We start from the raw sequence: 18,673 nt of genomic DNA on the forward strand, positions 1-18,673 counted from the left end.
AAACAAGTCAAGTGTATAAAGGTAGTTAAATTGCTTTTGTGATGGTATCGGGTGAGAGCGACTTTTGGCTTTGCGCAAGCAAAACAAGGGAAGCGAGCGACCGAAACCGGAACAAAATGGTTAAGCTACTAAGAGCACACGGAGGATGCCTAGGCGCTAGGAGCCGATGAAGGACGTGGCGAACAACGAAACTGCCTCGGGGAGCTGTAAGCAAGCTTTGATCCGGGGGTGTCCGAATGGGGAAACCCAGCTGGGGTAATTTCCAGTTACTCATAACTGAATACATAGGTTATGTAGAGGCATACCAGGGGAACTGAAACATCTAAGTACCCTGAGGAAGAGAAAACAATAGTGATTCCGTCAGTAGCGGCGAGCGAACGCGGAGAAGCCCAAACCAGAGAGCTTGCTCTTTGGGGTTGTGGGACGTCTCACATGGAGTTACAAAGGAACCGGTTAAGCGAAGAGGTCTGGAAAGGCCCGCCAAAGAAGGTAAAAGCCCTGTAGTTGAAAGTCTGTTCCCTCCGAGACGGATCCCGAGTAGTGCGGGGCACGTGAAACCCCGTATGAATCCGGCAGGACCATCTGCCAAGGCTAAATACTTCCTAGCGACCGATAGTGAAGCAGTACCGTGAGGGAAAGGTGAAAAGCACCCCGGAAGGGGAGTGAAATAGAACCTGAAACCGTGTGCTTACAAAAAGTCAGAGCCCGTTTTAGGGGTGATGGCGTGCCTTTTGTAGAATGAACCGGCGAGTTACGTTCCCGTGCAAGGTTAAGGTGAAGAGCCGGAGCCGCAGCGAAAGCGAGTCTGAATAGGGCGACATAGTACGTGGACGTAGACCCGAAACCGGGTGATCTACCCCTGTCCAGGGTGAAGGTGCGGTAACACGCACTGGAGGCCCGAACCCACGCATGTTGAAAAATGCGGGGATGAGGTGGGGGTAGCGGAGAAATTCCAATCGAACTCGGAGATAGCTGGTTCTCCCCGAAATAGCTTTAGGGCTAGCCTCGGAAAACAGAGTCGTGGAGGTAGAGCACTGATTGGGTGCGGGGCCCGCAAGGGTTACCAAGCTCAGTCAAACTCCGAATGCCATAGACTTACTTCCGGGAGTCAGACAGTGAGTGCTAAGATCCATTGTCAAAAGGGAAACAGCCCAGACCATCAGCTAAGGTCCCCAAGTGTGTGTTAAGTGGGAAAGGATGTGGAGTTGCACAGACAACCAGGATGTTGGCTTAGAAGCAGCCACCATTGAAAGAGTGCGTAATAGCTCACTGGTCGAGTGACTCTGCGCCGAAAATGTAACGGGGCTAAACACACCACCGAAGCTATGGCTTGATGCTTTGCATCAGGGGTAGGGGAGCGTTGTATAAGGGTTGAAGGTGTACCGTAAGGAGCGCTGGACATTATACAAGTGAGAATGCCGGTATGAGTAACGAAAAGATCAGTGAGAATCTGATCCGCCGAAAGCCTAAGGGTTCCTGAGGAAGGCTCGTCCGCTCAGGGTAAGTCGGGACCTAAGGCGAGGCCGAAAGGCGTAGTCGAAGGACAACAGGTCGAAATTCCTGTACCACCGTAAGCCGTTATGAGCAATGGGGGGACGCAGTAGGGTAGTGACGCGGACTGATGGATGTCCGTCTAAGCAGTGAGGCTGATGTGTAGGCAAATCCGCACATTGTAAGGCTGAGCTGTGATGGGGAGCGAAAATTATAGTAGCGAAGGTCATGATCTCACACTGCCAAGAAAAGCCTCTAGCCAGGTGATGGTGCCCGTACCGCAAACCGACACAGGTAGGCGAGAAGAGTATTCTAAGGCGCGCGGAAGAACTCTCGTTAAGGAACTCGGCAAAATGACCCCGTAACTTCGGGAGAAGGGGTGCCCCGGTAGTGTGAATAGCACGAGGGGGCCGCAGTGAAAAGGCCCAAGCGACTGTTTAGCAAAAACACAGGTCTGTGCGAAGCCGTAAGGCGAAGTATACGGGCTGACGCCTGCCCGGTGCTGGAAGGTTAAGGGGAGTGGTTAGGGAGTAATCCCGAAGCTGTGAACCGAAGCCCCAGTAAACGGCGGCCGTAACTATAACGGTCCTAAGGTAGCGAAATTCCTTGTCAGGTAAATTCTGACCCGCACGAATGGCGTAACGACTTGGGCGCTGTCTCAACGAGAGATCCGGTGAAATTTTAATACCTGTGAAGATGCAGGTTACCCGCGACAAGACGGAAAGACCCCATGGAGCTTTACTGCAGCTTGATATTGAATTTGGGTACGATCTGTACAGGATAGGTGGGAGCCTTTGAAGCATGAGCGCCAGCTTGTGTGGAGGCAACGTTGGGATACCACCCTGATCGTATCTAGGTTCTAACCTGGTACCGTAATCCGGTGCGGGGACAGTGTCAGGTGGGCAGTTTGACTGGGGCGGTCGCCTCCTAAAGAGTAACGGAGGCGCCCAAAGGTTCCCTCAGAATGGTTGGAAATCATTCGAAGAGTGCAAAGGCATAAGGGAGCTTGACTGCGAGACCTACAAGTCGAGCAGGGACGAAAGTCGGGCTTAGTGATCCGGTGGTACCGCATGGAAGGGCCATCGCTCAACGGATAAAAGCTACCCTGGGGATAACAGGCTTATCTCCCCCAAGAGTCCACATCGACGGGGAGGTTTGGCACCTCGATGTCGGCTCATCGCATCCTGGGGCTGAAGTAGGTCCCAAGGGTTGGGCTGTTCGCCCATTAAAGCGGTACGCGAGCTGGGTTCAGAACGTCGTGAGACAGTTCGGTCCCTATCTGTCGTGGGCGTAGGAAATTTGAGAGGAGCTGTCCTTAGTACGAGAGGACCGGGATGGACGTACCGCTGGTGTACCAGTTGTTCCGCCAGGAGCACCGCTGGGTAGCTATGTACGGACGGGATAAACGCTGAAAGCATCTAAGCGTGAAGCCCCCCTCAAGATGAGATTTCCCAGTATGTAAGACCCCTTGAAGACGACGAGGTAGATAGGCTGGGGGTGGAAGTGCAGCAATGCATGGAGCTGACCAGTACTAATCGGTCGAGGGCTTATCCAATAGCAAGTGATAATTCGCATGTTTCGTTTCGAATCTAGTTTTCAGAGAATAACTCTGAAATGTAAGCTACGCGTTTGGTGGCGATGGCGGAGGGGTTCCACACGTACCCATCCCGAACACGACCGTTAAGCCCTCTAGCGCCGATGGTACTTGGACCGCAGGGTCCTGGGAGAGTAGGACGCCGCCAAGCAAAGAACCACTGCCGATGTTATTCGGTGGTGGTTTTTATTTGTTTACAAGGATTAAATATGATAAGTGGAAGCTCTGACATGATCGATACGGGAAGGTAACATTTTTGTTACGGATAACAGCGGCAAAACCAGTATAATAGGACTATGTTAAATATGCTAAAAGTACCTGACCACAGAGCTGGAATGTGCAGCTGTGAAAAGGAGGGTGTGTGTGTTAAGTTGGCGGAGACTTGGACTACAATCATTTCTGTTGCTTTGTTTGACCGTTGTTCTGGCTGGATGCGGTGAAGCTACAGGATCTGTATGGACTTCATATGAAGGTGCGGTGAACGAGAAGAGTTTTCCGGTGCCTAAAGTAGCGAATAAATCTGACCAGTCTGAAAATAATTCGGATATGGATTATGTTCGATATACGCTGTCTGGTATTAGTGAGAGTACTAGCTTGCCTGAAGTATATCTAGACGAGATTAAAAGCTGGGGTTGGACAGAGAGGCAAGCCAAGGGTACATCCAATGAATCCAGTACCTTGCGTGTATTTGCAAAGGAAGGACATACTGTGCATTTAGCAGTACATGATGGTTCCTTTACACTAATGGTTCCTAGAAATGATGCTACTCAAGCGACAGTTAAATCATTGGCTGAAGACGATTGAGCTGCTATGTGTAAGGTTGGATATGAAAATTAACGCTGTGATGTTCCTTATAATATAGTAAAGCTCCCGTGTACTTGATCGGGGGCTTTTTGTTATTTGGCGAAGTAGGCTTTAGTAATGATGGGAGAACCTATGACGTATGGTGGATCAGAGGTCATAAAGGTACAGAAGGGATGGAGTAGTTTCTTTTGTACATGTATAGGTGGTATGTGGATCGGCTACACTTAGTTGGACAGAAAAAATAAGGGCTTGTAGAATAAAACTATCATGTTAAGGAGCGGATCTCTACAATGCCTAAACAACAACGACGCACATTCACAACCGAGTTCAAAAAACAAATGGTGCAACTCTTTGAAAACGGCAAATCCAGAGCTGCAATTGTGGAGGAATACGACCTCACTGCTTCGGCTCTAGACCGCTGGATCAAGCAATCGCAGGCAACGGGCTCTTTCAAAGAGAAAGACAACCGTTCACCTGAAGAAAACGAATTAATGGCTATGCGTAAAGAGCTAGAGCGTCTACGGATGGAGAACGACATTTTAAAGCAAGCCGCGCTGATCATGGGACGAAAGTAGCTATCATCCAGAATAACCGTGATAAATACTCAGTATCAGCAATGTGTAACGTCCTCGAAATCGCCAAAAGCACCTTCTATCATGAAGCGAAGGAAAAGCCAAATGAAGATGAGCTCACGGAAGCTATTGTGGAGATATTCCACAAAAATCGAAAAGTCTATGGTACACGAAAGATAAAAGCCAAGCTTCAGGAACGAGGACTCATCGTATCTAGACGTCGCATTGGTCGAATCATGCAAGAGCAGAGTCTCGTCTCCACGTACACCGTTGCGCAATTTAAGCCTCATAAAACGGCCTATAATGAGGAGGAAACAGTGAATGAACTGGGTCGGGAGTTTAATCAGACGGAAGCAAAGCGCTTCGTGGTCAGCGATCTCACGTATGTGAAGGTCGGTCATCGGTGGCATTACATTTGTGTGCTCATGGACCTGTTCAATCGAGAAATTATTGGCCACAGTGCAGGTCCACATAAGGACGCTGCTCTGGTTTCGCGTGCCTTTGCAACGGTAGAAGGCGACTTGAGCCAAATCCAGTGGTTTCATACGGATCGTGGGAGTGAGTTTAAGAACCACGCGATGGACCAGCTTCTAGGCACGTTTGGTATTGGTCGATCACTCAGCAAGAAAGGATGTCCCTACGATAACGCTGTGGCCGAAGCCACCTACAAGGTCATGAAAACGGAGTTTATTTACCAAATGGAATTCCGAAACCTCCGTCATTTGGAATTGGAATTATACGACTACGTTAACTGGTTTAACAGGCACAGAGTTCATGGATCACTGGGGTATTTGACGCCTGTTCAGTATCGCCAAGAAGCCCTTAAAAAAGTTGTCTGATTTAATGTTGACAATCCAATGTGTGCTTTAAGCATAGGGGAGGGGATAGATCTCTAAAAATAGAGGTGGAGAGAGATATAAGTTGTATAAAGGAAATGAAGTAATGAACGCTGATGGAAAGCAGCTAGAATGCATATAGAGCTTAGAGTGAGCAATAGATCGCTCAAAGGTGCAAGATCTACGAGATATCTGGGGCATGAGGTTATGGAGCAGCGGGAGGAAAAGAGGAGAAGAACGGAGCTTCGATGGGGATAACTCATTTTACTATACCCATACTGTGGATAAGGGATAAGAAGGGGACGACAAATAAAGGTTATCCACAGTGGATAACCTTTATTTGAGCATATGAGGCTGAGTCAACTGAAAGATACACGATCATGATTTTGCACCAGATTATTCGAAGGACTCAGCGATTATGTATTGCAGGTTAATGAAGTACATTTAGTATTGCATAAAAGAGGGAGTGTTATTGCAGATAGTATGAGACATCTTGTTCATTCAATTTGATGAGTCCATCTTTACGCTCGCGGGAGAGTACCATTACAACATACAAGCGAGGACCCAGCAACCACAAATGCCAGAAGATCAGCGAGAGGGTGAAGGACAATGGGGACCATATCAAACATACTGTAATGATACATAGTCCAATCCAGCTCATATTAAGGTGTACCCGGACAAACATACGGAAGCTGAAATGCTGATCAGGGATATAACCTAACCAGGGCATACGCAGATTCCAGCGCCAGCGTTTGGCGTAAGAGGTACGAACCAGCAGTAATATCGTTCTGGCGATGACATAATGAATCCAGATGGTGATTGGACCTGCCAGTACAAAAAAGAAGAGGCCAGTCCAGGAGAAGGCGAGTAGATTGAATAAGAGCATGATGACCGGCAGACACAGATAGCTGTAAATGACACTGCGGGCGATAGCCTTTTTTTTCAGAAGCCGGTATTGATAAAATGTTGCTTTATTCTCCGGTTCGGCGATCATACGATTATATATCCTCCTTCGGATTCACGTTTGTGTGGGTATTCGTTTTTTTACACGAGTAAAAGGAAATGAATCATGCATGTATGTATATATGAACCTTGTATCTCACGCCATGACGATTGTACAAGATATTGAGATTCGACGGAACTTATCTCAGTATACTCCCGAATACACGGACTGTCAGGCATTGATATCGTTATCATGTATTATATATCGGCTGGGATTCCAAGTTTTTTTAAGGAAATTGAATATAAGTTTGAGTCAGGTCAAGGGATACGTGATGTAGAGGTAAATGGCGATGGCTTGTAGGATAACTGTATATACATAAGCAGGTGATGTTCTTGTAGGGAGAATGAACGTATTTTTCGGTACAGACACCCAAGAGGGGGTGGGCGAATATATATATTTTATAGAAAGAAAGCACTATGAAAATGTTTAAAATAATAGAAACTGTGCAATACTGATAGTAAACGTAAAACAAGGTGGGATGGTTCATGGAAGAACATGCCGAACACACATGTATTATCTGCGAGCAAAGAAAAAGAGAAGGCATTTTTATTGTATCTGAATTCATATGTGACACTTGTGAAGCAGAAATGGTTCATACCGACGCGCAGGATGCCAAGTACAATTATTTTATTCATCAAATGAAGCAAATTTGGGTACAAAAAAACGCATAATGAATGTTGCTAATAGAAGTAGAAGCGAAACATCACATTGTAACGATGCTGATGTGTATAGAGGCCCAATGGGCCTTTTTCTGTTTGTAAGAGGAGAGATTGTCTTGTTTGCCATCTTGGGAAGGCGTATGCTGATATAATGGTATAGATCATTTGTAGTAGAGCGTGTGGAGATGGGGAAGAAGGGCGTTCCTTGGATTAGAAAGCATTTTGGAGCGCATAGGGTGCACATTATATATGTACAGGATGGTTATTTCATGGATCATAAAAATAAATCAAGTAGAGCCCCTTTATATGAAGCGTTGCTTGCGTATCGTGATTCGAAGCAGCGTTCTTTTCATGTGCCTGGGCATAAGAATGGACAAGCTTACCGACATTTGCTGGAACAAGCAGAAGCAGGGCAATTTCCCTCTAAATATATCGTCAATGAGGAACATCAACACAACGGAGAGATTCAGAGCGATGCAGGGGGGAACGTTAACCGAAGGATAGAGCAATTCAGCTCGATGGATGAACATGGGACTGATTTGGAGAGCGGGAAACGTTTTGATGGCGAAGGGAATCTGTCGGAAATAGGATTGGTGCCGGATCGTTCATTTCTGGAGATGATGGAGATGGATGTTACGGAGATTACGGGCACCGACGATTTGCATCATCCTGAAGGTGTGATCCAGGAAGCACAGGAGCTTGCGGCAGATTGTTTTGGTGCGGAGGAGAGTTTCTTCCTTGTGGGAGGTAGTACTGCAGGTAATCTCTCTTTATTGCTAACTGTGTGTGATGAGCCGAATAGTATTGTACTGGTGCAACGGAATGTGCACAAATCCGTTATTCACGGGTTAATGCTGGCAGGCGCAAGAGCTGTATTTCTGGAGCCGTGGGTCGATCCTGTGTCTGGACTTGCAGTCATGCCGTCGGTGGAGACGGTGCAGGCTGCTGTCCAGGCCTATCCTGAGGCAAAGGGCGTGTTAGTCACGTTGCCCAATTATTACGGCATGGGCGCAGATCTGACGCCCATAGCCGAGGTGTGCCACGCTGCTGGCATGCCTTTGCTCGTGGATGAAGCGCATGGCGCGCATTATGGGCAGCATCCGGAGCTGCCTGTCTCTGCACTGTCGTGCGGAGCAGACGGTGTCGTGCAGTCGACACATAAGATGCTGACGGCTTTCACCATGGGTGCCATGCTGCACATTCAGGGACCGCGGTTAAACCGGTCCCTGTTAAGGCAGCGCCTGGCCATGGTGCAAAGCTCAAGCCCATCATACCCGGTGATGGCTTCGCTTGATCTTGCGCGCCGCCTGCTGCATGTGCAGGGCACGAACACATTCACGGCGGGGCTCGCCGCCGTGAATGCCTTTAAGCGCGGCCTCGCGGAGCTGCCGCGCTTTCAGTTGCTGCAGCCTGCACAGCCGCTGCAGCCAGAACCGCCAGCCGGAACAGCGAAGCCGGCTGGCCTATCCGTGTCCGCTGCGCAGCAGACACGGGAGGGCCTAACCGCGGCGGCGATGCCATCTGCCGCGGGGTATACCGCTCAGGACCCATTCAAGGCCGTCATCTATGACGGCACAGGGGTGCTGAGCGGTTATGGGCTACAGCAGCAGCTGGAAGCATGCGGCTGTGTGCCCGAGATGAGCGACGAACGGTACGTCGTCTTGCTCTTCAGCCCGGGTTCAACGGTGCAAGATGCTCAGCACCTGTTGCAGGCTTTACACCATATCAGCTCTGCCAATGGGCATGAGCAGGTTCAATCAAGTACAGAGCCATCTCATCAGCTTGCGAAAGGTTCGGCGTATTATATTTCCACGTGGAACAATTTACAAGAAAAGACTCGTTACTCGGAACCAATCTCCTTTACACTGCAACCGATTGTGGAGACAGATATGATCAATGTCCCGATAGAAGAAAGCGCGGGTTGTCGATCAGCCGAGATGGTTATTCCATACCCTCCAGGGATTCCGCTTGTATATCCGGGTGAGCGTATTAGTACATCGATGGTGGCTCGTATACAACTCCTGCGGGATGAGGGTGCAAAGTTTCATGGGGTATCAGATGCATCTCTACAGTCATTGAAGGTTATGAAGGAATGAAGGGAACACATGAGGATCTGAATTGCATTCACCAATAGGTAGGCAATATGATCAATACGGATAGCGATACCGGACCCTACACATGTGAGGGTCTCTTGGTCATTAATCTAGTTGCTAGGTCAACTTATAGAGATAGACATAAGAAAGAAGGGAACACTTTGGGTATTCCGCTAAAAAAATATACAGGAATAGTCCTGCAAGTTTTGTTGATGTACGGTTTTTATTGGATTGGAAACTTGATTCAAGCTGTATTACATCTGCCGTTAACAGGCAGTATTGTGGGCATGCTGGTATTGTTTATCACCATTCAACTGGGATGGATCAAAATGAGCTGGGGAGAAGAAGGGTCGACGTGGCTTCAATCTCATCTGCAATTGTTGTTCATCCCACCAACTGTGGGCATTATTAACCATTTTGATTTTTTTCGAGCTAACACATTATTACTGGTCCTGGGGTTGATCGTTAGCACATTAATCACATGTCTGATATCTGCCAAATTAAGTGAGTGGCTTATGACATGGAGATCGTCTCATTCAGGCAAAAAGGAGGCGATTACTTGTCAACATTCATCCTCGGAATTGGAATGATCGCGCTAACCATCGCTGTATATATTCCAGCCACTCGTCTATATAAAAGGTTAAAATGGCCGATACTGATGCCTGTACTCACAACGACTGCCATACTGATCCTGATCTTGGTGATCTCCAATATAAAGCTGGATACATACATGTTGGGAGGCAAATGGATACAGGAGCTCTTGGGCCCAGCAGTTGTATCTCTCGCTTTTCCCTTGTCCAGACATCTGAATGTGCTGAAGCAAAATATCATTCCAATTGTGGGTGGAACAATCGGAGGCAGTATTACAGGTGTCTCCACAGGTGCTTTAATCGCCATTCTGCTTGGCTATCCGCAAGAGATGGTCATCGCTTTATTGCCAAAATCAGTGACAACTCCTGTGGCTATTCAACTCGCTAATCATGTTGGGGGGAATGCCTCATTCACATCGCTGTTTGTGATGATTGCAGGATTCTCAGGGATATTATTAGGGCCGATGCTCTTGAAATGGGCCAAGGTCCGCAGTAAACATGCCTATGGAATTGGATTGGGTTCAGCATCTCATGCCCTCGGTATGGCAAGGTCTTTTGAATATGGAGAGAATGCGGTAGCCCTCAGTTCAGTTTCCATGATTGTCAGTGCCATTGCCGGATCAATTATGCTTCCATTATGGGTATGGATCATCTACGGTTGAACGCTTTACTTTGTTGTTCATGTTGGAGTAACTGCTGACCTATAGTATTATAGAAAGAAACAAGCTTGTATGATCTTGGTGTTATTAATACGTACCGATATAGTTGTAGCTATACACCTCTGGGCGGGGGATATCATATCTTGTAGCAAGAGGGTCTAAGCATATTCCATTACAGCAGCAATAGATGCAATTATCGACATAGAAAGCAGGGAAGCATATGCAGGGCAGAGGTAAATTCATTACGCTGGAAGGGGGAGAGGGTTCCGGTAAAACAACGATGATCGGTAGAATAGGTTCTTATTTTGAAGAACGGGGTATACCTTACGTAGTTACGCGAGAGCCTGGCGGAATTGAGATTGCGGAGAAAATACGTTCAATTATACTGGACCCTCTTCATACGGCAATGGATGCTCGAACCGAAGCGCTATTGTATGCAGCTGCACGTAGCCAGCATCTGGCGGAGAAAGTAGAGCCTGCGCTGAGAGCTGGAAAAGCAGTCATCTGTGACCGATTTGTCGATAGCAGTCTGGTCTATCAAGGCTACGCCCGTGGACTCGGGATAGAGAATGTATGGGCCATTAATCGTTTTGCAATTGGTGATCTCATGCCGGATGTGACCTTATATTTGGACATTGAGCCTGAAGTGGGGCTTGGCCGGATTGATGCTCATGATGGCCGGGAAGTGAACCGTCTGGATCTGGAAAATCTGGAGTTTCATCGTAAAGTCCGAGAGGGTTACTTCCTATTAAAAGAGCAGTTCCCGGAACGGATCAGGGTTATCGATGCTTCCATGAAGCAGGAGGATGTCTTGGCAGCAATGATTTTGTCGCTGGAAACAGGGATTTTGAAGGATTTTGACGAGTAATTGTCTAATATGTAGACAGGGCATTTGATAAAGGTGCTTATTCTAAAGGAGGTTATGCAGGATGAAACTGATTGTTGCGATTATACAGGATAAAGACAGCAACCGATTATCCAGCGCATTGGTCAAAGCAAACTTTCGGGCAACGAAGCTTGCCAGTACGGGTGGATTTTTGAAGGCAGGCAACACGACGTTTATGATCGGTGTTGATGATGGTCAAGTCGAATCCGTAATGAACGTCATTCGCAGCAGCTGTAAGGTTCGTGAACAGCTCGTGACTCCGGTCACACCGATGAGTGGAACAACCGACTCTTACCTGCCGCTACCTGTTGAAGTTCAAGTAGGTGGAGCTACTGTATTTGTTCTCCCAGTAGACCGCTTCGAACATTTCTAATTAAACCTATTGCATGGATCCCATGAGGGTCCTTCATGATCGATAGCATGTAGGAAACGATGGATGCAAGAAGAGTTAACAGAGTTCGTGCGTGCCACTTACGGAACGCCTTTCTTGATGAGAAGAATCAGCATACTCTTTCCGGATGAGCATTACCCAGCTGGGGAATGGTTCATTTCGGGAAGGGTTGAATACAAAGAACAAGTCCTTGATGGTGATGTGTATCTACCATTATATATAGAGTGTGATCAGCATATATAAAAGCCTCATTCTCACGCACAGGCGCAACGCGCACTGTGCTGATGGGCGATTGGCTAACTATGATAGAAAGCGGGCGTATCCATGAAAATCAATCCTGGATTCAGACCGATTCAGAGCGGGATCAGTACTACTGATTCAGGTTCCAAACCGGTTCAATCCAAAAATTTCTCTGATATGATGAATCACCAGGGGGAACGGGCCTCACAAGCTGAACTGAATCGCCGGTTTAGTGAAATCCAGCTTCAGGGCGATCGCTTGGCACGTTCCATGACGATTCGTGAACTGAAGGCGTATAAGCAACTTGTTAAAAGGTTCCTGGAAGAGACCGTTCGTCGCGGTGTATCCATGAAAGAGACAAGGGGTTGGGATCGTCGTGGCAGAGGCAAGCGGTATAAGCTGATTGATGAAATTGACTCCGCTCTGTTATCCATGGCTGATGAATTGCTGGATACAGAAGAAGGAAAAATCTCTCTATTACAACAAGTAGGCGAAATTCGGGGGATGCTTATTAATTTAAGCTTCTGAGGAGGAAGTATGTCCTTTCAACAGATTATGGGTCAACAAGCGGCCAAGCAAATGTTACAAAGCAGTTTAAGACGTCATGCAATAAGCCATGCGTATTTGTTTAGCGGTCCAGCTGGTAGCGGGCAACGGAAGACGGCAATTACCTTTGCCAAGGCAATATTCTGTACAGAGCTTGAAGATGACGCTTGTGGGCAGTGTCTTGAATGTCGTAAGGTGGATCATGGTAACCATCCGGATCTAACCATGCTTGCGCCAGATGGAAACAACATTAAAATAGATCAAATCCGGGATCTGCAGCGTATCTTTTCATACCGATCAGAGGCAGGTCATCCCAAAGTATATATTATAGAACAAGCCGAGAAAATGACGGTGCAGGCAGCAAACAGTTTGCTCAAATTTCTGGAGGAACCGCAGGTACCAGCAGTCGGCATCCTGATTACAGATAATGGACAGGCCATGTTGCCAACGATCCGCTCACGCTCCCAATTGGTGCCGTTCAGCGCACTGAATCCGGAAGAGATGCTGCAATCTCTGATCGAGGAAGGGCACCCTGCCAATCTGGCTCGCTCTGCCGTCCATTTAGCGTCAGGATTGGAAGCATGTAGAGAAATTCTCCAGCAGAATTGGTTTGCAGAAATTAGAAACGTAATGTTACAATTAGGGAAGGAGTCCCTGGGTAGAGGAAGTACATCATTGATCTCTGCACAGCAGAAGCTTTTTAAAACCGGACTCTCTGAACATCTGGACATGTTGCTTAGTTTGTTCCATCTATGGTTTAGGGACATGCTGTATGTTCAGTACGATAGGCATGAACATATCGTTTTTATAGATCAGTTAGACATGTTATCTCAGTTGGCACATACCCGCAGCACAGAGCAGTGGGTCTCCTATATGGATATGGCCGCAGCATGCAGAAAAAAATTGCGTTTCAACGTCAATGGCCAGCTTTGTCTGGAGCAATTTTTGATCGGTTTGGCATAAGACTGGGAGAGGGTAAAGTTAGCTCCAATCATATGCAAACGGTTATAACTTCGGCCGGTTCCCTAAGAAGACGGGGCTTCAGACGAAGTGGGGTTGGCTTACAAGGGGGTTAATTTTTTGTACAGTGTAGTGGGTGTCCGTTTCAAAAAAGCGGGCAAAATTTATTACTTCGATCCCCTGGACCTTCCCATTGAGAAAGAAAACTGCGTTATCGTGGAGACAGCGCGGGGGGTTGAGTACGGTAAGGTTGTCGTAGGTAAGAAGGAAGTGGGCGAGTCCGATGTAGTGTTGCCGCTGAAGAAAGTCATCCGCGTTGCGGGCGAGACAGATGCTCGTGTGGTTGATGAGAACAAGCGTGCAGCCAAAGAAGCATTCGGTACTTGTTTAAATAAAATCAAAGACCATGGCCTCAAAATGAAGCTGGTCGATGTGGAATTTACGTTTGATCGCAATAAAATTATATTTTATTTTACAGCTGAAGGAAGAGTTGATTTCCGGGAGCTGGTCAAGGATCTGGCAAGCATATTCCGGACACGAATCGAGCTGAGACAGATTGGTGTACGTGATGAAGCGAAGATGCTTGGCGGAATCGGACCTTGCGGCCGTGTGTTGTGTTGTTCTTCCTGGCTGGGAGACTTTGAGCCGGTATCAATCAAGATGGCTAAAGATCAGAGCCTGTCACTGAATCCGACGAAAATTTCAGGGTTGTGCGGAAGACTCATGTGCTGTCTGAAATTTGAGCATGATAACTATGAAAGTGTGAGAGAAGAACTGCCAGCTGTAGGCAAATTGGTCGTCACCTCATTGGGTGAAGGAAAAGTTGTCGGAATTAATGCCGGTAGCCGCACAGTCCATGTTCAACTGTTCGACATCAGTAAAGTCAAAGAACTTCCGCTGGATGACGTCGTTATCAAGTAAACCATAAAGGTTGCTTCGGGGTGGAAACTTGGAAAAGAAAAATCTGTTTACGCACATTCATGAAATGGAAACCCAACTGGGTCAGTTGCACGGTGATTTAGGAGAGTTAAAAATGATTGTGAAGGAGCTGCTTGAGGATAATCAGCGGCTTACCATCGAGAATGAGCAGTTACGCAAACTGCTCAAACGTGAGGCTCCGGCAGATCTGCCGATCTCCTCAGCACTCGCTCCTGTAGCAAGGCCAGCAGGTCCGGCTACAGGCGAGGATGTTGTGGGGGAAGGGTATGATAATCTGGCTCGGTTGTATCACGAAGGCTTCCATATCTGCAACGTCTATTATGGACATTTGCGGACGGAAGGCGATTGTCTGTTCTGCCTGTCTTTTTTGAATAAATGAAGTGACCGTAGGGATCCCCTACGGTTTTTTTTCAAGGTTATAAACCTAAACTAAACGAACATGAGATATAGAGTACGGAGGATGAGCGTAACATATGAAAGCAAATGAAGTTGTGTTAGATGAGTCAGAGCGGATTGATGATCTGCTCTCTCATGATCTGAGAATCATTCAAAGTGATGAAGTGTTTAGTTTTTCGATGGATGCCGTATTATTAGCCCGGTTTGCTTCCGTACCTAAACGGGGGCGTGTACTTGATTTGTGTACGGGTAACGGGGTGGTTCCCATTCTGCTTACAACGCGTACGCAGGCTAGTCTGGAAGGGATCGAGATTCAGCCACGTTTGGCTGATATGGCGCGTCGAAGTGTGCAATTGAATGAACTGGACGAGTCGATTATGATTCGTGAAGGTGATTTGCGAGAATTGGTGAAAGAAACAGGACATGCTGTATACGATGCAATAACAGTTAATCCTCCATACATGCCTTTGAATGGCAGTGATCTTAAAATGAACACACATCAGGCCATGGCACGTCATGAGATCGGATGTACGCTGGAAGAAGTGATTCAGGCTTGCAGTCGACTTGTTCGTAATGGCGGCAAAGTATCGATGGTTCATCGTCCACAGCGCCTTGCAGAGATTATCTCGCTCATGCGTGAATATAAACTGGAACCAAAACGGATTCGGATGGTACATCCCCGTGCTCATCTGGAAGCCAACATGGTATTAATTGAAGGAATGAAAGATGGTAAACCCGAAGTGAGGATGCTTCCTCCACTCATTGTCTACAATGAAGAGGGGACATACTGCGAAGAGATTATGGATATTTACTATGGTCAGCAACATGCTGAGCGTACTACGAAAGGAGGTCTTTAGATGACTTTGCATATTCAGAAAAGCTATGCGGAGCAGCCTGAAGGGTCAGGCAAGCTATATCTGGTTGGAACACCCATTGGTAATCTGGAGGATATGACCTTCCGGGCGATCAAGACATTGCAGAGTTGCGACATCATTGCAGCAGAAGATACACGCCAGACCCGAAAGCTGCTTACACATTTTGAAATTACACCTTCGATGCTGTTTAGTTATCATGAGCATAATAAGGGGGCGAGTGGACCTGAACTGATACGCTATATAATAGAAGGAAAAAATTTGGCACTCGTCAGCGATGCCGGTTTGCCAGCCATTTCGGACCCTGGTTCTGACCTTGTACAGCTTGCACTGGAGGCCGGAATAACGGTCATTCCCATCCCTGGACCCAACGCTGCGTTGTCTGCTCTGATCGTGTCCGGATTACCGACGGAGCGTTTTACATTCGGCGGTTTTTTGCCGCGGGAGAAAAAGGACATGCGAAAAGTGCTGGAGGCTTTTGACGAATCCAACGGGACTTTGTTATTTTATGAATCGCCTCACCGTATTCGGAAAACATTAGTCCACCTCGAAGAGATTTTGGGTGATCGTTCGATTGTCCTGGCTCGTGAACTAACCAAGCGTCATGAGGAATTCGCAAGGGGCACCGTGAATGAATGTATAGACTGGCTTGAAGAACATCCGCCTCTTGGCGAGTACTGTTTGCTGGTAGAAGGCATTAAGGAAGAGGAGCGTAAGGCTGAGCGCGAAGCATGGTGGCAGCTCATGTCACTCGCGGATCATGTCAGCCATTATGAGGGTGAAGGACATAACCGCAAAGATGCAATGAAAAAAACGGCTACGGATCGCGGTCTGACGAAGCGTGATGTATATAATGCATTAATTGAGCAGTAATCTAACCAAATATCTTCTGTTGTGGGAACATAACCTGAAAAGAAGCTTATAACCAACCTTAGTGGGATATTAAAATGAGCAGAGTGGCTCAAAAAAATTACAAACAAATTTCGATCGTTCTCTTCCGGTTCACGTTTGACAGAATTATTTTGGGTAATGGAACCCATAACAAGGCAAAAAAATACCTTCCGCGGTGGGGTTCACACCGGGAAGGTCATTAAGGAATATTAAAAAGGTTAGAAATAACAATTTAGATAAGTCCAGTATACCTGTAATTTTTTATTTTGCTACAGGTGCAGGGATTTCGGAAATACATTCGTTACAAACAATTTTACCTTTGAAGTAAGTAACGTTCTCTGCATTACCACAGAAGATACAAGCAGGCTCGTATTTTTTCAACATGATGCGCTCGCCGTCAACGTAGATTTCCAGAGCATCTTTTTCACCAATACCGAGCGTACGGCGCAATTCAATTGGAATAACTACCCGTCCCAGTTCGTCCACTTTTCTTACAATACCTGTTGATTTCATCATTATAATCAGTGCTCCTCTCAGCTAACTATCATTGTCATTATTCGACATTATTTTATGTTTTATGATACTCATCATACCAACGATTCCCAAATCAGTCAACCTTAAAATTAGCTTAAAATTAAGGCTGTTTTTCACAAGGTTACGGATGGTAAGGGATTGGAAGCTGTTTTTCGCATTTAAACCTCAATGTCAGCTTTGTCGATTTGGAAAACGACAAAACTACTCCATTCGACAAAGTTCGTCATGTCGTGTCGAATCCTAGGTGAATCGTAGAGCTCAAAGCGTTAATATAAAAGAAATTAAAGGAGTGAGTCGACATGGAACAACGTTTAACGGAAGAGAAAGTATTCAAAGATCCGGTACATAATTATATCCACGTGCAAGATCCGGTTATATGGCAGTTAATTAACACCCCGGAATTTCAGCGTTTACGCCGGATTCGTCAGCTAGGTACTTCTTACCTTACCTTTCACGGAGCAGAGCATAGTCGGTTCTCACATTCGCTAGGTGTTTATGAGATCACACGCAAGATCATCTCTCAATTTGAAAGAAGTCATTATTCGGATTGGCCGAAGGAAGAAAAAATTGTAGCTCTGTGTGCAGCTCTACTTCATGATCTCGGGCATGGGCCATTCTCTCACTCCATCGAGGAAGCTTTTGACATGAATCACGAAGATTGGACTTGTCGCATTATTACAGGTGATACCGAAGTAGGGGCGATCTTAAGACGGTATGCTCCTGATTTTCCTGAGAAAGTAGCGTCTGTCATTCAAAAAACGTATGAAAAGCCGATTGTTGTGAACTTGGTGACCAGTCCGCTTGATGCAGACCGAATGGATTATTTGCTCAGGGATGCTTATTTTACAGGTGTAAATTACGGCACGATTGACCTTGATCGTATCCTTCGGATGCTGCGTCCTTATCATGGGCGGATTGTAGTCAAGGAGTCAGGCATGCATGCTGTGGAGGATTACCTAATGTCTCGGTATCAGATGTATTGGCAGATTTACTTCCATCCGGTAACTCGTAGTTCTGAAATTATATTGCGGCAAATATTCAAGCGAGCGAAAACACTCATACAACATGATTTTCAATTCCGCTTCATGATTGATCCACTCCCTCAACTATTTGAAGGGGAATTATCCGTAGATGAATATTTGCAGTTGGATGAAGCATTAATTCAGACGGCATTTACGCAGTGGCGCAAGGAGGACGATACTGTTCTGAGTGAGTTATGCGAACGTTTTATGGATCGCAAGTTATATAAGTATGTAGAGCTTGAACAGGTCGACTTGACAATGATGGAAGAGATTCGGGAAGCTTTTGTACAGGCTGGCCTCGATCCCGAATATGATCTTGAAATTGATTTTCCTTCGGATAATCCGTATGATGTGTTTCGTCCGGATGAATCCACAGATAAGCAGATTCTTCTTCTGGATCGACAGGACAATTTACGTGAGTTGTCAGAAGTATCTGACATTGTCCGTTCCATCAGTGGGCTTCACCGAGGGAAACATCATTTGTATTACCCGCAAAACAAGGTGGATGCGATTATTCACGAATTACCGTCACATATACGCCCCTATTTCTTGTAATCGTGTGGGTATAATCCGATGAAGAATTTTGATATCAAAACACTTTCCAAAAGAGCTATTTTTCATGATACAGTAATCTGCTTTAATGGGGAGTATATGTAGATCGACATAATTTTGTAAATGCAAGCAGGCAGAATGAT

General features: G+C 46.5%; 17 protein-coding genes and 2 rRNA genes. 17 read left to right on the forward strand and 2 right to left on the reverse strand.

Annotated features, from left to right (window positions below):
- The first annotated feature begins 118 nt into the window (after positions 1-118).
- From MKY92_RS00055 to MKY92_RS00070, 4 genes are all read left to right on the forward strand, one after another.
- Positions 119-3,046, forward strand: a 23S ribosomal RNA gene (locus tag MKY92_RS00055).
- Between the two features lie 73 nt (positions 3,047-3,119).
- Positions 3,120-3,236 (forward strand): 5S ribosomal RNA (gene rrf, locus MKY92_RS00060).
- A 212-nt stretch (positions 3,237-3,448) separates the two neighbouring features.
- Positions 3,449-3,889, forward strand: a complete 441-nt coding sequence (locus MKY92_RS00065; protein ID WP_339298710.1) for a hypothetical protein — start codon at positions 3,449-3,451, stop codon at positions 3,887-3,889.
- A 290-nt stretch (positions 3,890-4,179) separates the two neighbouring features.
- A protein-coding gene (locus MKY92_RS00070) for an IS3 family transposase (RefSeq protein ID WP_339298711.1) occupies positions 4,180-5,300 on the forward strand; the annotation gives its coding sequence in 2 pieces (ribosomal slippage) (positions 4,180-4,429 and positions 4,429-5,300; 1,122 coding nt in all).
- A 466-nt stretch (positions 5,301-5,766) separates the two neighbouring features.
- Here the strand turns inward: MKY92_RS00070 and MKY92_RS00075 are convergent.
- Positions 5,767-6,291, reverse strand: a complete 525-nt coding sequence (locus MKY92_RS00075; protein WP_076216777.1) for a hypothetical protein — start codon at positions 6,289-6,291, stop codon at positions 5,767-5,769.
- 494 nt (positions 6,292-6,785) lie between these two features.
- Here MKY92_RS00075 and MKY92_RS00080 point away from each other — a divergent pair, with 494 nt between their 5' ends.
- The 12 genes from MKY92_RS00080 (at position 6,786) to rsmI (ending at position 16,404) form a co-directional block, all read left to right on the forward strand.
- Positions 6,786-6,971, forward strand: a complete 186-nt coding sequence (locus MKY92_RS00080; RefSeq protein WP_017691396.1) for a sigma factor G inhibitor Gin — start codon at positions 6,786-6,788, stop codon at positions 6,969-6,971.
- Positions 6,972-7,228: 257 nt separating this feature from the next.
- Positions 7,229-9,055, forward strand: a complete 1,827-nt coding sequence (locus MKY92_RS00085; RefSeq protein WP_339298712.1) for an aminotransferase class I/II-fold pyridoxal phosphate-dependent enzyme — start codon at positions 7,229-7,231, stop codon at positions 9,053-9,055.
- Positions 9,056-9,264: 209 nt separating this feature from the next.
- Positions 9,265-9,642, forward strand: a complete 378-nt coding sequence (locus MKY92_RS00090) for a CidA/LrgA family protein (RefSeq protein WP_339298713.1) — start codon at positions 9,265-9,267, stop codon at positions 9,640-9,642.
- A complete protein-coding gene (locus MKY92_RS00095) occupies positions 9,612-10,304 on the forward strand; it encodes an LrgB family protein (RefSeq protein ID WP_339298714.1) in 693 nt (230 codons plus the stop codon). Before MKY92_RS00090 ends, MKY92_RS00095 begins: the two co-directional genes overlap by 31 nt.
- 217 nt (positions 10,305-10,521) lie before the next feature.
- Positions 10,522-11,169, forward strand: a complete 648-nt coding sequence (gene tmk / locus MKY92_RS00100) for a dTMP kinase (protein WP_221825861.1) — start codon at positions 10,522-10,524, stop codon at positions 11,167-11,169.
- A 61-nt stretch (positions 11,170-11,230) separates the two neighbouring features.
- A complete protein-coding gene (locus MKY92_RS00105; RefSeq protein ID WP_017691391.1) occupies positions 11,231-11,560 on the forward strand; it encodes a cyclic-di-AMP receptor in 330 nt (109 codons plus the stop codon).
- Positions 11,561-11,902: 342 nt separating this feature from the next.
- Positions 11,903-12,346 carry a YaaR family protein gene (locus tag MKY92_RS00110; RefSeq protein ID WP_076216772.1) on the forward strand — a complete coding sequence of 148 codons (444 nt, stop codon included), beginning with the start codon at positions 11,903-11,905 and terminating at the stop codon, positions 12,344-12,346.
- A 9-nt stretch (positions 12,347-12,355) separates the two neighbouring features.
- Entirely contained in the window at positions 12,356-13,327 is a 972-nt protein-coding gene (gene holB / locus MKY92_RS00115) for a DNA polymerase III subunit delta' (RefSeq protein ID WP_076216771.1), read from the forward strand.
- A gap of 117 nt (positions 13,328-13,444) precedes the next feature.
- Entirely contained in the window at positions 13,445-14,245 is an 801-nt protein-coding gene (locus tag MKY92_RS00120; RefSeq protein ID WP_053778939.1) for a stage 0 sporulation family protein, read from the forward strand.
- A gap of 28 nt (positions 14,246-14,273) precedes the next feature.
- Entirely contained in the window at positions 14,274-14,642 is a 369-nt protein-coding gene (gene yabA, locus MKY92_RS00125) for a DNA replication initiation control protein YabA (protein WP_017691386.1), read from the forward strand.
- Between the two features lie 94 nt (positions 14,643-14,736).
- Complete coding sequence (locus tag MKY92_RS00130) at positions 14,737-15,516, forward strand: tRNA1(Val) (adenine(37)-N6)-methyltransferase (protein ID WP_339298715.1); 780 nt, start codon at positions 14,737-14,739, stop codon at positions 15,514-15,516.
- Positions 15,517-16,404, forward strand: coding sequence for a 16S rRNA (cytidine(1402)-2'-O)-methyltransferase (gene rsmI, locus MKY92_RS00135; RefSeq protein WP_339298716.1), 888 nt, complete (start codon positions 15,517-15,519; stop codon positions 16,402-16,404).
- 279 nt (positions 16,405-16,683) lie between these two features.
- Here the strand turns inward: rsmI and MKY92_RS00140 are convergent, their stop codons facing one another.
- Positions 16,684-16,938: an AbrB/MazE/SpoVT family DNA-binding domain-containing protein gene (locus MKY92_RS00140; RefSeq protein ID WP_017691383.1), complete on the reverse strand. Its 255-nt coding sequence runs from the start codon at positions 16,936-16,938 to the stop codon at positions 16,684-16,686.
- 317 nt (positions 16,939-17,255) lie between these two features.
- Here MKY92_RS00140 and MKY92_RS00145 point away from each other — a divergent pair, with 317 nt between their 5' ends.
- Complete coding sequence (locus MKY92_RS00145; RefSeq protein WP_339298717.1) at positions 17,256-18,533, forward strand: HD domain-containing protein; 1,278 nt, start codon at positions 17,256-17,258, stop codon at positions 18,531-18,533.
- Positions 18,534-18,673 lie beyond the last annotated feature (140 nt).

It is taken from the genome of Paenibacillus sp. FSL R5-0623 (genome assembly GCF_037974265.1).
GTDB lineage: Bacteria > Bacillota > Bacilli > Paenibacillales > Paenibacillaceae > Paenibacillus.

What these genes read in the sequence shown, in the direction of transcription:
- MKY92_RS00145 (WP_339298717.1), top strand. Translation starts at nt 17,256, where the DNA reads ATGGAACAACGTTTAACGGAAGAGAAAGTATTCAAAGATCCGGTACAT.
- MKY92_RS00090 (WP_339298713.1), top strand. Translation starts at nt 9,265, where the DNA reads ATGTACGGTTTTTATTGGATTGGAAACTTGATTCAAGCTGTATTACAT.
- MKY92_RS00130 (WP_339298715.1), top strand. Translation starts at nt 14,737, where the DNA reads ATGAAAGCAAATGAAGTTGTGTTAGATGAGTCAGAGCGGATTGATGAT.
- MKY92_RS00075 (WP_076216777.1), bottom strand. Translation starts at nt 6,291, where the DNA reads ATGATCGCCGAACCGGAGAATAAAGCAACATTTTATCAATACCGGCTT.
- MKY92_RS00080 (WP_017691396.1), top strand. Translation starts at nt 6,786, where the DNA reads ATGGAAGAACATGCCGAACACACATGTATTATCTGCGAGCAAAGAAAA.
- tmk (WP_221825861.1), top strand. Translation starts at nt 10,522, where the DNA reads ATGCAGGGCAGAGGTAAATTCATTACGCTGGAAGGGGGAGAGGGTTCC.
- MKY92_RS00140 (WP_017691383.1), bottom strand. Translation starts at nt 16,938, where the DNA reads ATGATGAAATCAACAGGTATTGTAAGAAAAGTGGACGAACTGGGACGG.
- MKY92_RS00085 (WP_339298712.1), top strand. Translation starts at nt 7,229, where the DNA reads ATGGATCATAAAAATAAATCAAGTAGAGCCCCTTTATATGAAGCGTTG.
- MKY92_RS00110 (WP_076216772.1), top strand. Translation starts at nt 11,903, where the DNA reads ATGAAAATCAATCCTGGATTCAGACCGATTCAGAGCGGGATCAGTACT.
- MKY92_RS00105 (WP_017691391.1), top strand. Translation starts at nt 11,231, where the DNA reads ATGAAACTGATTGTTGCGATTATACAGGATAAAGACAGCAACCGATTA.
- rsmI (WP_339298716.1), top strand. Translation starts at nt 15,517, where the DNA reads ATGACTTTGCATATTCAGAAAAGCTATGCGGAGCAGCCTGAAGGGTCA.
- holB (WP_076216771.1), top strand. Translation starts at nt 12,356, where the DNA reads ATGTCCTTTCAACAGATTATGGGTCAACAAGCGGCCAAGCAAATGTTA.